Source organism: Novosphingobium sp. CF614 (assembly GCF_900113255.1).
GTDB lineage: Bacteria > Pseudomonadota > Alphaproteobacteria > Sphingomonadales > Sphingomonadaceae > Novosphingobium.
The window spans coordinates 266395-279504 of the sequence record NZ_FOOR01000001.1; the positions used below are offsets into that span (position 1 = coordinate 266395).

Genomic DNA, 13110 nt, shown 5'->3' on the forward strand with positions numbered 1-13110 from the left:
ATGAGCGCCGGAGCGAAGCACGGGCTGGTCACCACCGGCGCCATCGCCTTTCGCGAGGCCTTGCCCGACGCGGGCGCGCTGCTGGGCCTGGACCTTGGCACGCAGACGATCGGAACCGCGTTCTGCGATGCCGGCTGGCGCTTCGCCTCGCCCGGCAAGACGCTGCGGCGCGGCAAGTTCGGTGCCGACAAGGCGCTGCTGGAAAGCCTGATCCGCGAACGTTCGGTGAAGGGGATCGTGATCGGCCTGCCGCTCAACATGGACGGCTCGGAAGGGCCGCGCGCCCAGTCGAGCCGCGCCTATGCCCGCAACCTCGCCGTGATCGGCCTGCCGATCCTGCTGTGGGACGAGCGCTGGTCCACCACCGGCGCCGAACGCGACCTTATCGCCCAGGACATGAGCCGCGCCAAACGCGCCGAACGGATCGATGCCGCCGCCGCCGCGGTCATCCTGCAGGGCGCGATCGACGCGCTGGCGGGCGGGATATTCTGAAGAAAGGAAAGTCAGCCCTCGATATCCAATTGCCGCAGCACTTCCGCCACCACCGCCGGGGCTCTCGCGAAATCGAGGTGGGTGCAGCGGATCGATACCGCGCGGTCGCGTTCCTCCGGCCAGCCGCAGGCGGAGCGCGGGGCGATGATGCCGTCGCGCGGGCTCCACAGCGCGATCGTCGGCACTGGCGGCTTTACCGCGAAGTCGCAATCGATCGGCGGCTGGTCGACCGAATGCCCGGTCACCATCTGATAGGCGCGCCAGGCGTTGTTGGCGCGCGGATCGCCTGAAAAGGGCGTGCCCATGGTAATCACCTTGGCCACCATCCATGGCGCCCGCCGGGCGATCTCGCGTGCGAACAGCCCGCCCAGGCTCCAGCCCACCAGCGCCACCGGCGCCTTGTGCTGATGCGCGATCGCGCCCACGCGGCGCATCAGGAAAGCGAAATTCTGCGGGTTGGGACCGAAATTGAAGCCCAGGCCCCACTCGTGGACATGGTGCCCCGCCGCCGCCAGGGCATCGGCCATCGGCTTCATCCGCCGGGGGTGCGAGCCGAAGCCGGGCAGCAGCATCACCGGCATCGGGCGCGCCGCCGGTTCCACCCGCAGCCCCTTGTGGCGGCCCCGGTAGAACGAGCGCAGTTCGGCAAACAGCAGTTGCAGCGGCGGCTTGTGCACGCCGGCGGGATGCGGTTCGCGCGCGAAGGCCGCGCGCCGGGCAATCGCCTCGCGCAAGGAGCCCGGTTGCCGCCGCGCGGTGATGTTCACGTCCGCTTCCCGCCTTCCTTCCATGGCCCGCGCGTCAGGGCTTGCAATCGCCCAGGCGTTCGGTCGTCATGTGCATGGTCATCTTCATGGCGCCCGCCTGGCTCTTGGGGTTCTTCATGTCCAGGACCATGGTCACGTCGGACCCGGTGGATGCGACGGTGCCGGTCAGGTCGATCGTGCCGGTGCCGCCGTCGGGGCTGGAACACGTCATCCGCGCATCGATCGTGCCGCCGCCGACGTCGAAGCGTTCGTAAGTGCACGACTTGGCCGGCCCCGATTCATGGAACATCTCGCGAAAGCCCTTGTCCGCGTCTTCGGCAGTCAGGCAGGTCGTGCTTTGCTTGGTGCGCGCCATCATCGATTTCATCCGATCGGCCAACTGCCGGGGCGCGCCGGGGACCTCCACGTCGGTCACCTCAATGGTCTGCCGGTACTCGCCGGGCTCGGGCCGGTCGAGCTTCGCGGCTTCCTGCCGCACTTCGTCCGGCGTCTTGGGACCGGTGTCGGCGGTGGCCGCCGCCTCTCCGCCGGTGGCTTCGCCGGCCGGAGACTTGTCGGCCGAATCGCAGCCGGCCAGCAAGAACAGAGCCAATCCCGTGGCCGCGGCACTCCAGTATCGTTTCATCCCGTTCCCTTCCCATCGCCCGTTCGCCACGGGACCGGAGGGCTATCACCGGCTAGTCCGGCTGCCAACGACTCATTGCCCAGCCGCCAAATACTGATTTACGTACTGGCCCGATGCTTTCGCCAGCCCGAACGGGCCGACGGCAGTCTTGCGCCAGCGGGAATTCATTTGCGCCCGGCCAACATTGCGGCGGGCGGAGATATACTCCATATGTTCTCCCATGGCAGAACTCATCATCCGTCGCGGGCTGGAGGAACCCGATACCTCGGGCGGCTTCGTTCCCCACAAGCCGCAGCGCCCGGAAAAGTCCCTTCCCGGCAAGCGGTTCCAGATCATCTCCGAATACCAGCCCGCCGGCGACCAGCCCACCGCGATCGCGGAACTGGTCGGCGCCGCGCGGGAAGGGGAGAAAACGCAGGTCCTGCTGGGCGTCACCGGTTCGGGCAAGACCTTCACCATGGCCAAGGTGATAGAGGAACTGCAACGCCCGGCGCTGGTGCTCGCGCCCAACAAGATCCTGGCGGCCCAGCTCTACGGCGAGTTCAAGGACTTCTTTCCGGAGAACGCGGTCGAGTATTTCGTTTCCTACTACGACTACTACCAGCCGGAAGCCTACGTTCCCCGGTCCGATACCTACATCGAGAAGGAAAGCTCGGTGAACGAGGCGATCGACCGCATGCGCCATTCGGCCACGCGCGCGCTGCTGGAACGCGACGACGTGATTATCGTCGCGAGCGTTTCGTGCCTCTACGGCATCGGCTCGGTCGAAACTTATTCGGCGATGATCTTCGACCTGAAAGTGGGCGATACGCAGGACCAGCGCGAGATCATCCGCAAGCTCGTCGCCCTGCAATACAAGCGCAACGACGCCGCTTTCGCGCGCGGCAATTTCCGCGTCCGGGGGGACAACCTGGAGATATTCCCCAGCCACTACGAGGACATGGCCTGGCGCGTCAGTTTCTTCGGCGACGAGATCGAGGAGATCGCCGAGTTCGACCCGCTTACCGGCAAGAAGGGCTCCAGCCTGGAAAAAGTGCGCGTCTACGCCAATTCGCACTATGTCACCCCCGGTCCGACGATGAAGCAGGCGACCGAGGCGATCCGTTTCGAGCTGACCGAACGCCTCAAGGAACTGGAGGCGGAAGGCCGCCTGCTGGAGGCCCAGCGGCTTGAACAGCGCACCCATTTCGACCTCGAGATGATCGCCGCCACCGGCAGCTGCGCGGGAATCGAGAATTACAGCCGCTTCCTCACCGGCCGCCTGCCCGGCGAGCCCCCGCCGACGCTGTTCGAATACCTGCCCGACAATGCCCTGCTGTTCGTCGACGAAAGCCACCAGACGGTGCCGCAGATCGGCGCCATGTCCAAGGGCGACCACCGGCGCAAGATCACGCTGGCCGAATACGGCTTCCGCCTGCCGAGCTGCATCGACAACCGCCCGCTGCGCTTCAACGAATGGGATGCGATGCGTCCGCAGACGTTCGCGGTTTCGGCCACGCCAGGCTCCTGGGAAATGGAGCAGAGCGGCGGCGTCTTCGCCGAACAGGTGATCCGCCCCACCGGCCTGATCGACCCCCCGGTGGAGATCCGCCCGGTCGAGGATCAGGTGCAGGACTGCATCGTCGAGTGCAGGCAGACCGCCGCCAAGGGCTATCGCACGCTCGTCACCACCCTGACCAAGCGCATGGCCGAGGACCTGACCGAGTTCATGCACGAGGCCGGGGTGCGCGTGCGCTACATGCATTCCGACGTCGAGACGCTGGAGCGCATCGAACTGATCCGCGACTTGCGCATGGGCGTCTACGACGTGCTGGTGGGCATCAACCTGCTGCGCGAGGGGCTGGACATCCCCGAATGCGGCCTGGTCTGCATTCTCGATGCCGACAAGGAAGGCTTCCTGCGCAGCGAGACCTCGCTGATCCAGACCATCGGCCGGGCCGCGCGCAACATCGACGGCCGCGTGATCCTCTACGCCGACCGGATGACCGGCTCGATGGAACGCGCCATCGCCGAAACCGACCGTCGGCGCGAGAAGCAGCAGGCGTTCAACCTCGCCAACGGCATCACCCCCCAGTCGATCAAGCGCCGCATCGCCGACATCGTCGCCGACACCGCCAGCCGCGACGGCGTGCTGGTGGAGATCGACGACGGGGAGCGCAACAACCTCGTCGGCCACAACCTGCGCGCCTACATCGAGGAACTCGAGGCCCGGATGCGCGCGGCGGCGGCGGACCTGGAATTCGAGGAAGCCGGGCGCCTGCGCGACGAGATCCGGCGCCTGGAAGCGACCGAGCTCGGCCTGCCGGAGGGCGAGCACAAGGCGCCCAAGGTCGGGCGGAGCAACGAAGGCAAGCCGGGGACCCGCAAGGGCCGGTTCGGGCGGGAGAGCAAGCGCAAGTGGGGGCGGTGATGCTTGCATTTTGCATGTATTTTCCCTATGAAAATGCATGCATCCGGAGACATCCCATGGCTACGCTTACGGTCCGAAACATTGACGACAAGCAACTCGCCGGCCTTGCCGAGGAAGCGAAGCGCAACGGCAGGTCGGTCGCCGCCGAAGTGCGCGAGATGATCGCCGAACGCGACCGTCTGCGCCGACGCAAGCAGCTTTTCGGGGAAATGCACGCGTTCGTGAAACGCGATCCGCTCAAGCTGCCCGACGGCATGACCTCGCTCGACCTGCTGCGCGAAGAGCGCGACAGTTGGTGATCGTCGTCGACGCCAGCCTGGCGGTAAAGTGGTACTTGCGCGAAGCCCTGACTTTCAAAGCGCTGGACATTCTCTACGAACACGGCGGCGGCATCATCGTCCCGGACCTGTTTGTCTCCGAAGTCACCGGCGCGCTGGTGCGGCGCGCCAATATCGACAAGGCCCGACGCCCCGACAGCGAAATCGCCATCGCGCGCTTCATGGGCCTGTTCGAAACTGACGCTCTCACCGCGATCCGCAGCGCCCCGGAAACCCTGACCCGCGCCGCCGCCCTCGCCATGGATCTCGGCCATCCGCTGAAGGACTGCATCTACCTGGCGCTGGCGATGGAGCGGGAATGCCCGCTGGTGACGGCGGACGCTAAGTTCGCCGTGAAGGCGCGCGAGGTTTGGGAAGCGGTGAGGGTGTTGGGGGCGTGAGGGGACGGAGACGAACGGGGCGCGCGCAAGGGGCGGTCTTGGAAGAAGAGCAAGTGGCGGCCGCCCCCTTGCGGCGCGCCGCTTCGGCGTTACGGTACATGTCTTCCGGCACCCTCGCACCCACCCCCAATCCGAGGTCATCTTCCATGCGCTTCATGTCGCTTGCCGTCTCGGCATTGCTGCTTTCCGCCGCCGCTTCCGTCTCCCAAGCCGCCGACGGGCCCGGCGACGCCACGGCCGCCGAAAAGGCCGATGACGCGTTCGACAAGGACCTCGCCCCCTTCCCCGAACCCAAGTCGATCAGGCAATCGGCGGTGATCGGCGGCAAGACCGTCAGCTACACCGCCACCGTCGGTTCCATCCCGGTGAAGGACGGCAAGGGCAAGGTCATCGGCGAAGTGGTCTACACCGCCTATACCGTGCCCGGCGCGCCGGCGGACCGCCCGGTCACTTTTGCGTTCAACGGCGGCCCGGGGGCGGCTTCGGTCTATCTCAACCTGGGCGCGATCGGGCCGAAGCGCGTCCGTTTCGGGGCGCAGGGCGATGCGCCGTCGGACCCGGCGGTGCTGCGCGACAATCCCAATTCCTGGCTCGACTTCACCGATCTCGTCTTCATCGATCCGATCGGCACCGGCTTTTCGCGCACGCGTGAGGACGAGGAGAAGAGCAAGAAGGACTTCTACACCGCCGATGCGGACATCCATTACCTCAGCCGCGTGGTCTATGACTGGCTGGTCGCCAATGACCGGCTGGCCAGCCGCAAGTACCTGGCCGGCGAAAGCTATGGCGGCTACCGGGTGCCGCGCCTGGCCTACCACCTGCAGACGCAGGTGGGTGTCGGCATCTCGGGCATGACGCTGGTCTCGCCCTATCTCGACCCGCCGGCGATCGGCGAGGACGACGCGCTTTCGCCGCTGCCCTGGATGATCGCCTATCCCTCGATGGCTGCCGGCCATTTCGAACGCCAGGGCCGGCCGCTCGACGATGCGACCATGGGCCCGGTCGAAACCTACATGCGCACCGAGTTCGTGCAGGACTTCATCGCCGGCCCGCGCGACAAGGCGGCGACCGACCGGCTTTCCGCGAAAGTCGCAGAGCTGACCGGGCTCGATCCCGCGCTGGTGCGCCGCATGGACGGGCGGGTCGATGCCTCCACCTACTTGCGCGAGATCCGCCGGGACCTGGGGCAGGTCGGATCGGTCTACGATTCGAACTACACCGCGTATGATCCCTTCCCGGCCAGCGCCCAGCCCAAGTACGAGGACCCGCTGCTCACCACGCTGATCGCGCCGACCACTTCGGCCATGGTCGATTTCATCACCCGGCAGGTCGGCTGGAAGGTCGACGGCCGCTACAACGCGCTGTCCTACGACGTGAACGAGAAATGGGACAGCGACCATACCGACAGCCCTGTCACCGACTTGCGCAAGGCGATCTCGGTCGATCCCCGGATGACGGTGGACATCGTCCACGGCTGGGACGACCTGTCATGCCCCTATTTCGGCTCGCGGCTGATCCTGGCGCAGCTGCCCGGCTTCGGCGCCGGGCAGCGGGTGAAGCTGCACATGTATCCGGGCGGCCACATGTTCTATTCGCGCACCGACAGCGGCGCCGCGCTGCGCAGCGACATCATGGCAAGCTACCGCCAGACGGGGTGATATCACCGCCTCTCGGAATGAGCCGGCAAGTTCCGGATCAAGTCCGGGAAGACGAGACGATCGCCGGCCGCGCCGGCGCACCCTACAGCTTTCCGAATTTCGCCTCATAGGCGCCGGTGTCGCCGCTCGCCAGCAGCCTGGCCTGCTCTACCCAGTTGTCGCGGCGGGGGCGGCCGGCGAAAGCGCCGAGCTTGGTGTCGAGATCATCGAGATCGGCGTCGGTCCAGCCGGCGATCTGATCGAAGCGGGTAATTCCCAGCGTCTGCAACAGGGCAAGCATCTTCGGGCCCAGGCCCTTGATCCGGCGCAGATCATCCGCCCCGCCGATGGCGGGGGCGGGCGGCGGATCGAGATTGTCGACTTCTTCCTGCGCGGCGACCGCGATCACTTCGCCGATGCCGGCCATGGTTCCCGCCATCGCCGGCGGATCGATATGGGCGGGCGCATCGAACCGCGCGGCCGGCGGGGCATCGATCAGCGCCTGGTTGCGCTGCGCGGGCGCGGCGCCTTCGTCGAGCACATCCGGCCGATGCGATCGCCGGGCGGGCTTCGATCCATGGACGAAGACCCAGTACGCGACGACAATGCCGATCAGCAGCGCGGCGACGAAGATCAGCCAGTTGGCCTCGGTCATTTGCAGCACGATCTATCCCCTCCGGTTCCACAGCAACCAGCCGATGCCGAAGCCCGCTCCATAGGTCAACAGCACCGAAACGGCCATTTCAAGCCATAGCGGCATGTTGCGTTTCCTTCATAGTGCTCCCCGGCATAGTGTTCCCCGGCGAATTCATCCCGGCCCCGGCGTGTCGATCGGCGTCGGCTTGATCGGCGCCGAAAAAATCACCGAGAATTCGATGCGGCGGTTGGCCGGGTCGAGCGGATCGAGGCCCGCGATCGGATGCTTCGAACCCAGCCCGGCGGCGCGCAGCCCGTCGGCCGGGATGCCGCGCCCGATCAGGGCCCAGCGCACCGCCTCGGCACGGGCCATCGAAAGCGCGGTGTTGGTCCGCGGGTCGCCATTGCCGTCGGTGTGCCCGGTCACGGCGATGATGCTGCCCACGCACGGGCGCAGCGCATGGGCGACTTCGTCCAGCAGCTTCTCGCTCGCCGGGTCGATCCGCGCGCTCGCTTCGGTGAAACGGATCGTGCGGGTTTCGAGGATGCGCGCGACGTCGTCCTGGCAATGCAGCGGGGCGACCCGCATCCCATCGCCTTGACGCGCCCAACTGATGCCGCCGATCCCGGGGACGTGCGCCACGCGTTCGGCGACGCGGGTGCGGGTGGCGGAATCGAGCCCGGCGCCGCCTGACAGGATCGGATGGCGCGTCAGCCAGCCGTAGCGATCGCGAAAGGCCAGCTTCACCCCCTTGCCGCCGGCCGCGTCGCGCGCGGCGCGTGCCTGGCGGTCAAGCCCGGCGATGAATACCGGGCCATTCCAGTTGGTCGCCGCGAACGACAGCGCCAGGCACAAGGCCGCACCGGCGGCAACGATCGAGGCTCGGCGTGGATTCATGGCGCCAAGCCTAGAGTCTTCGGGCCGATATGTCATACCCAGTTTCCGGGGGAGAGGCTCGTCTGTTCCCCTTGGTCGCTGCAAGCCGTCGAACGACGAAGCGGCCGGAAGCAGGAGCACCGAACAAGCGATTCGGGATCGGCCATCGACGCGAGCAGCGGTCCGCTTGGTTCGGAGCCTGCGAAGCGGGTGAAGCAATCCAGCGCAGCACGAACCGCCGCTGGATTGCCGCGCCGCCTTCGGCGGCTCGCAAGGACGAAAAGGGGGAGATGAGTCTCACTCAAAGAGACTTGGTATCAGACGGTCTTGGTCTTCTGGAACAGCTTGCGGTCTTCCGGGCCGAACGCCTTCTTCCAGATCACCAGCAGGTAGGAGCCCAGGATCGCCGGGATGCCGAAGGCCAGTTCCGCCCATTCGGGCAGGAACCGCGTGGCCAGGTAGCCGAGCACCACCGCCGGCGCCGCCGCCCAGATCAGCGCCCAGCGCCAGTTGTTGATCGGCTGGCCGAGGAAGCGCGCCAGCATCCGCGACTTGACGATCGAGGCGAGCCCCAGCGAGACCATCAGCGCGGCGGCGGCGGTCGCGGCCTGGTACAGCGAATTGTAGCCCCAGCGCTGCATCAGCAGGATCCCCCCCAGTGTCAGCGCCGCCTGCAGGCCGATCGTCAGCAGCGATACGACCAGGTTCTTGACGCGCGCGACGTAGACCAGCGCCGCTTCGCTGACCACGGCGGTAGCCGCGACGACTTCGGCCGCGAGCAGCAGCGCCAGCGCGCCGGTGCCGCCCACGAACTCGCGCCCGACCAGGCCCATCACCCCTTCGCCGGGAATGGCCAGCGCCAGCGCGATGCCGGCTTGCGCGGCGGTGATCCAGAAGCCGACCTGGCAGACCTGCCGCGCGATCGCCCCGTAGTCCTTCAGCTTGAGGTTGCGGGTGATGACGGGCCCCAGCACCGGCTCGAAGCTGGTCTTGAGCTTCTGCGGCAGGCTCGCGACCTGCTGCGCGGCATAGTAGACGCCGACGGCGGAAGGCGGGGCGAGGAAGCCGAGCAGGAAGATGTCGACGCGGCGCGTGCCCCATTCGATCGCGTCGGCCAGCGCGATCGGCAGCGATCGCACCGCCAGCTTGCGCATCTCGCGCGGTTTGGGCCGCCAGCCCCTCGGCACCCCGTATTCGCGGAAGAACGGCACGAAGGCGGTGAGCGCGGCAGCCAGGATCGAGGCGATATAGGCCAACGAAAGGCCGCTTTCCGGCGCGATCCAGATCATCGCGCCGGCCATGATCGAGATCGTCCAGGGCTCCACGATGGCGCGCGACCAGACGGTCGGGCTGATCCGCAGGCGATAGGCGAGCGCGGCCAGCCATATCTCGGTCAACGTGAGCGGCGGAATGGCGATCACCATCAGCCGGTCGATCTCGGTAAAGTTTCCTCCGGGAAACATCGGCGCGGGCACCAGGTAGAACAGCAGCGCCGCGCCGCAGCTGGCGATCACTGCCAGGATCGTGCCGTCGGCGATGACGTTGGCCGGGTGGACATGCCCCTCGGCCTCGGAAAGCCGCTGGGCCAGGCCGCGCTTCTCGCCCATGGTGCACAGCATCGCGGTCAATTCGATCACCACCAGCGCCGAGGCGAAGCGGCCCAGCGCCTCCGGGCCATAGGCGCCGGCGCGGCCGGCGATGAACAGGAACGGGATGCGCGCGGCCAGACGCAGGAAGAAACCGAAGAGGTTCGCACGCCCCCCCTTGGCGAGCGCGGCGATATCGTCGTGCTCGCGGGTTTCCCGTACTGCCGCCTCGCGCGCCGGGGAATCGTTCAAAGAGCAGGCTCCTGTTCGGCCCGGAGCGGCCGCGACAGCAGCCGCGACACGACCGCGCCGGCCGGTGCCGCGCCGTCAAGCAGGAGGCGGACCGCCTCCACGATCGGCATCTGGATACCCTCGCGGCGGGCCAGGTCGGCCAGCACCGGCGCGGTGGCGGCACCTTCGGCGACGCTGTTCTTGCCGGCCAGCGCCTCTGCCGCCGTCAGTCCCTGGCCGAGCGCGAGGCCCAGCGAGAAATTGCGGCTGGAAGTGGACGAACAGGTCAGGACCAGATCTCCCAACCCGCAGAGCCCCGACAGGGTTTCCCCCCGTGCGCCGCGGGCGAGGCCAAAGCGCAGCATTTCCGCGTAGCCGCGTGCAATCAGCGCCGCGCGCGCGTTCTGGCCCAGCTTCAGCCCCTCCACCACGCCGCAGGCGATGGCGAGCACGTTCTTCACCGCGCCGCCGATTTCGGCACCGATCACGTCGTCCGAATAATAGGGCCGCAGCGCCGGCCGGGCGATCAGCGGCGCCAGCCGGTCCCACTGCGGCTCGCCGCCGGAGCAGGCGAGGGTGACGGCGGTGGGCAGCCCGGCGGCCACCTCGTGCGCGAAAGTCGGGCCGGAAAGCACCGCGAGGCGCGCGCCGGGCGCGGCATCGGCGGCGACATCGGCCATCAGGCGGCCGGTCCCGGCCTCGATCCCCTTGGCGCAGAGCACCAGATCGCGCTCGCCGCCGTCCTTCATGGCCGGCAGCCCGGCGATCACCGAGGCAAGGAACTGCGCGGGCACGACCACCAGCAGCACCGGCAGCGCGGCCAGATCGGCGAAATCCCCGGTGGCGCGAATGGAACCGGCGAGCGCGGCGCCGGGCAGGTAGAGGCTGTTGCGGCGCTCTGCGTTGATTTCGCCGACCAGCTCCGCCTCGCGCGCCCAGAGCACCACTTCGCTGCCGTCGCTGGCCAGCGCCTGCGCCAGCGCCGTGCCCCAGGCACCCGCCCCGATCACGCCGATTCGCGCCGCATTCATGCCTTCACTCCCGCGCCGCGCACCGTCTCGGCATCCGGATCGAGCGGCCAGCGCGGCCGCGCCGCCACGTCGAGCGGATCGGACTGGCCCAGTTCGAGCCGCTCGATACCGGCCCATGCGATCATTGCCGCGTTATCGGTACACAGCGTCAATGGCGGAGCGATGAACGGCAGGCCGTGTCCGGACGCCAGCGCTTCCAGCGCGGCGCGGATCGCCTGGTTGGCGGCGACCCCGCCGGCGACCACCAGCGCATTGACCGGGCCCACTTTCGCCAGCGCGCGGCGGGTGCGATCGACCAGGCAGTCGATCGCCGCCTGCTGGAACGAGGCGGCGATATCGGCGTCGGTATAGTCCGGCCCTTCGGCAAGCTCGGGGCCGGCGGCATTCCCGCTGAAACCGATCCCCTCCCCCGCGCCTGCCGGGCCGGTCGAGGCGCTTTTCGCCCGCATCACCGCGCTTTTCAGCCCAGCGAACGAAAAGTGCGGTTCGGCCGAACCCAGCAGCGGGCGCGGCAGCGGCACCTTGCGCGCATCGCCGGCAAGCGCCAGCCGCTCCAGCGCCGGGCCGCCGGGATAGCCGAGGCCCAGCACTTTGGCCGACTTGTCGAAGGCCTCGCCCAGCGCGTCGTCGATCGTGGTGGCCAGGCGGCGGAACCGGCCCACCCCTGTCACCAGCAGGATCTGGCAATGCCCGCCAGAGACCAGCAGCAGCAGGTAGGGATATTCGAGACCAGGATCGGCCAGGCGCGGCGAGAGCGCGTGGCCTTCCAGGTGATTGACCGCGATCAGCGGCTTGCCGGTCGCCATCGCCAGCGCCTTGGCCGTCACCAGCCCGACCATCACCCCGCCGATCAGGCCGGGGCCGGCGGTGGCGGCGATGGCGTCCACCGCGTCCAGCCGCATGCCGGCATCGGCCAGGGTCGCCTCGATCAATGGCGCGAGCCGCTCGGCATGGGCGCGCGCCGCGATCTCGGGCACGACGCCGCCATAGGGGCGGTGCGCATCGTCCTGCGAGGCGATGCGCTGGGCGAGAATCACGCGCTCGCCAGTGACCAGCGCCGCGGCAGTCTCGTCACAGGAAGATTCGATGCCGAGAACTATCCTCATCCCACCTTTCCCTGAACGACATTGACGGGTAGCACAAGCCGCCCATGGAAACGCAGACACATACCCAAGACCAGACTTTCCGCCTCGGCACCCGCCGCTCGCCGCTCGCCATGGCCCAGGCCGGGGAAGCGCGAGACCGGCTGGCGAAGGCGCATGGAATCGATCCCGCGCATATAGAGATCGTGGCCGTCACCGCCAGCGGCGATCGCATCCAGGATCGCGCGCTCGCCGAGATCGGCGGCAAGGCGCTGTGGACCAAGGAACTCGACGCCTGGCTGGCGAGCGGCGAGATCGACTTCGCGGTCCATTCGGCCAAGGATGTGGAAACGCTGCGGCCCGAGGGGTTCGCGATCGGCGCGGTGCTGGAGCGCGAGGACGTGCGCGACGTGCTGGTCGGCGCCGCCAGCATCGCCGCGCTGCCGCAAGGCGCGGTGGTCGGCACCAGCGCGCCGCGCCGCGCCGCGCAGTTGCTCCATGCCCGGCCGGACTGCAAGGTCGTCACCTTCCGGGGCAACGTGGCAACGCGGCTTGCCCGGCTGGCGGCCGGAGAAGCCGACGCCACGTTCCTCGCCGCCGCCGGGCTGAGGCGGCTGGGCGAGGCCGGCACCGGCCACCCGCTCGACGCCGAACACTGGCTGCCCGCGCCGGGGCAGGCGGCGATCCTGGTCGAATGCCGCGCCGACGATGCCCGCACCCGCGCCTTCCTGTCCGCGATCGACGATGCGCCCAGCCGTGACGCGGTCCTGGCCGAGCGCGCGCTGCTGGCGGGCCTGGGCGGCAACTGCCACAGCCCGGTCGCCGTGCTCACCCGCGCCGAAGGCGGCGAGCTGGTCATGCGCGCGGCGCTCTACAGCCCGGACGGGGCCGAGCATGTCGAAGGCGAAGCGCGTTTCGCGGCAGGCGACGCGCGCGGCCCGGCCCGCCTCGCCGCCGACCTGCTCGCCCGCGCGGCGCCCGCCATTGCCGTCCATTTCGGCGGTCCCGGCGGCTGACC

14 protein-coding genes are annotated in these 13110 nt (G+C 68.4%); 6 read left to right on the forward strand and 8 right to left on the reverse strand.

Annotated features, from left to right (window positions below; translation table 11 throughout):
• Nucleotides 1-492, forward strand: a complete 492-nt coding sequence (gene ruvX, locus BM052_RS01270) for a Holliday junction resolvase RuvX (RefSeq protein ID WP_091142279.1) — start codon at nucleotides 1-3, stop codon at nucleotides 490-492.
• Between the two features lie 11 nt (nucleotides 493-503).
• On the opposite strand, the gene BM052_RS01275 is transcribed toward ruvX, so the two are convergent.
• From BM052_RS01275 to BM052_RS19775, 3 genes are all read right to left on the reverse strand, one after another.
• Nucleotides 504-1283: an esterase/lipase family protein gene (locus tag BM052_RS01275; RefSeq protein WP_091142281.1), complete on the reverse strand. Its 780-nt coding sequence runs from the start codon at nucleotides 1281-1283 to the stop codon at nucleotides 504-506.
• A gap of 10 nt (nucleotides 1284-1293) precedes the next feature.
• Nucleotides 1294-1884, reverse strand: coding sequence for a DUF3617 domain-containing protein (locus tag BM052_RS01280; protein WP_091142283.1), 591 nt, complete (start codon nucleotides 1882-1884; stop codon nucleotides 1294-1296).
• Between the two features lie 72 nt (nucleotides 1885-1956).
• A complete protein-coding gene (locus tag BM052_RS19775; protein WP_177198265.1) occupies nucleotides 1957-2094 on the reverse strand; it encodes a hypothetical protein in 138 nt (45 codons plus the stop codon).
• Between the two features lie 10 nt (nucleotides 2095-2104).
• Here BM052_RS19775 and uvrB point away from each other — a divergent pair, with 10 nt between their 5' ends.
• From uvrB to BM052_RS01300, 4 genes are all read left to right on the forward strand, one after another.
• Nucleotides 2105-4294 carry an excinuclease ABC subunit UvrB gene (gene uvrB, locus BM052_RS01285; protein WP_091142284.1) on the forward strand — a complete coding sequence of 730 codons (2190 nt, stop codon included), beginning with the start codon at nucleotides 2105-2107 and terminating at the stop codon, nucleotides 4292-4294.
• A gap of 56 nt (nucleotides 4295-4350) precedes the next feature.
• A complete protein-coding gene (locus BM052_RS01290; RefSeq protein ID WP_091142287.1) occupies nucleotides 4351-4593 on the forward strand; it encodes a FitA-like ribbon-helix-helix domain-containing protein in 243 nt (80 codons plus the stop codon).
• On the forward strand, nucleotides 4590-5012 hold the full coding sequence (locus BM052_RS01295; protein ID WP_177198266.1) for a type II toxin-antitoxin system VapC family toxin: 423 nt from the start codon (nucleotides 4590-4592) through the stop codon (nucleotides 5010-5012). The genes BM052_RS01290 and BM052_RS01295 overlap by 4 nt, the downstream gene beginning before the upstream one ends.
• Nucleotides 5013-5158: 146 nt before the next feature.
• Nucleotides 5159-6670, forward strand: a complete 1512-nt coding sequence (locus tag BM052_RS01300; protein ID WP_091142291.1) for a S10 family peptidase — start codon at nucleotides 5159-5161, stop codon at nucleotides 6668-6670.
• Nucleotides 6671-6752: 82 nt separating this feature from the next.
• Here the strand turns inward: BM052_RS01300 and BM052_RS01305 are convergent, their stop codons facing one another.
• The 5 genes from BM052_RS01305 to tsaD form a co-directional block, all read right to left on the reverse strand.
• Nucleotides 6753-7304: a hypothetical protein gene (locus BM052_RS01305; protein ID WP_177198298.1), complete on the reverse strand. Its 552-nt coding sequence runs from the start codon at nucleotides 7302-7304 to the stop codon at nucleotides 6753-6755.
• A 153-nt stretch (nucleotides 7305-7457) separates the two neighbouring features.
• Entirely contained in the window at nucleotides 7458-8183 is a 726-nt protein-coding gene (locus BM052_RS01310) for an OmpA family protein (protein ID WP_091142295.1), read from the reverse strand.
• 296 nt (nucleotides 8184-8479) lie between these two features.
• Entirely contained in the window at nucleotides 8480-10000 is a 1521-nt protein-coding gene (locus tag BM052_RS01315; protein WP_091142298.1) for a lipopolysaccharide biosynthesis protein, read from the reverse strand.
• On the reverse strand, nucleotides 9997-11010 hold the full coding sequence (locus tag BM052_RS01320; protein ID WP_091142301.1) for an NAD(P)H-dependent glycerol-3-phosphate dehydrogenase: 1014 nt from the start codon (nucleotides 11008-11010) through the stop codon (nucleotides 9997-9999). Before BM052_RS01320 ends, BM052_RS01315 begins: the two co-directional genes overlap by 4 nt.
• Nucleotides 11007-12116 carry a tRNA (adenosine(37)-N6)-threonylcarbamoyltransferase complex transferase subunit TsaD gene (gene tsaD / locus BM052_RS01325; RefSeq protein ID WP_091142303.1) on the reverse strand — a complete coding sequence of 370 codons (1110 nt, stop codon included), beginning with the start codon at nucleotides 12114-12116 and terminating at the stop codon, nucleotides 11007-11009. Before tsaD ends, BM052_RS01320 begins: the two co-directional genes overlap by 4 nt.
• A 44-nt stretch (nucleotides 12117-12160) precedes the next feature.
• On the opposite strand from tsaD, the gene hemC reads away from it, so the two are divergent.
• Nucleotides 12161-13108 carry a hydroxymethylbilane synthase gene (hemC, locus tag BM052_RS01330; RefSeq protein WP_091142306.1) on the forward strand — a complete coding sequence of 316 codons (948 nt, stop codon included), beginning with the start codon at nucleotides 12161-12163 and terminating at the stop codon, nucleotides 13106-13108.
• The last annotated feature ends 2 nt before the right edge of the window (nucleotides 13109-13110 follow it).

Excerpts from the sequence above, each read along its gene's own strand:
- BM052_RS01290 (WP_091142287.1), top strand. The coding sequence starts at position 4,351 with ATGGCTACGCTTACGGTCCGAAACATTGACGACAAGCAACTCGCCGGC.
- tsaD (WP_091142303.1), bottom strand. The coding sequence starts at position 12,116 with ATGAGGATAGTTCTCGGCATCGAATCTTCCTGTGACGAGACTGCCGCG.
- BM052_RS01310 (WP_091142295.1), bottom strand. The coding sequence starts at position 8,183 with ATGAATCCACGCCGAGCCTCGATCGTTGCCGCCGGTGCGGCCTTGTGC.
- BM052_RS01300 (WP_091142291.1), top strand. The coding sequence starts at position 5,159 with ATGCGCTTCATGTCGCTTGCCGTCTCGGCATTGCTGCTTTCCGCCGCC.
- uvrB (WP_091142284.1), top strand. The coding sequence starts at position 2,105 with ATGGCAGAACTCATCATCCGTCGCGGGCTGGAGGAACCCGATACCTCG.
- BM052_RS19775 (WP_177198265.1), bottom strand. The coding sequence starts at position 2,094 with ATGGAGTATATCTCCGCCCGCCGCAATGTTGGCCGGGCGCAAATGAAT.
- BM052_RS01320 (WP_091142301.1), bottom strand. The coding sequence starts at position 11,010 with ATGAATGCGGCGCGAATCGGCGTGATCGGGGCGGGTGCCTGGGGCACG.
- BM052_RS01305 (WP_177198298.1), bottom strand. The coding sequence starts at position 7,304 with ATGACCGAGGCCAACTGGCTGATCTTCGTCGCCGCGCTGCTGATCGGC.
- ruvX (WP_091142279.1), top strand. The coding sequence starts at position 1 with ATGAGCGCCGGAGCGAAGCACGGGCTGGTCACCACCGGCGCCATCGCC.
- BM052_RS01275 (WP_091142281.1), bottom strand. The coding sequence starts at position 1,283 with ATGGAAGGAAGGCGGGAAGCGGACGTGAACATCACCGCGCGGCGGCAA.
- hemC (WP_091142306.1), top strand. The coding sequence starts at position 12,161 with ATGGAAACGCAGACACATACCCAAGACCAGACTTTCCGCCTCGGCACC.
- BM052_RS01280 (WP_091142283.1), bottom strand. The coding sequence starts at position 1,884 with ATGAAACGATACTGGAGTGCCGCGGCCACGGGATTGGCTCTGTTCTTG.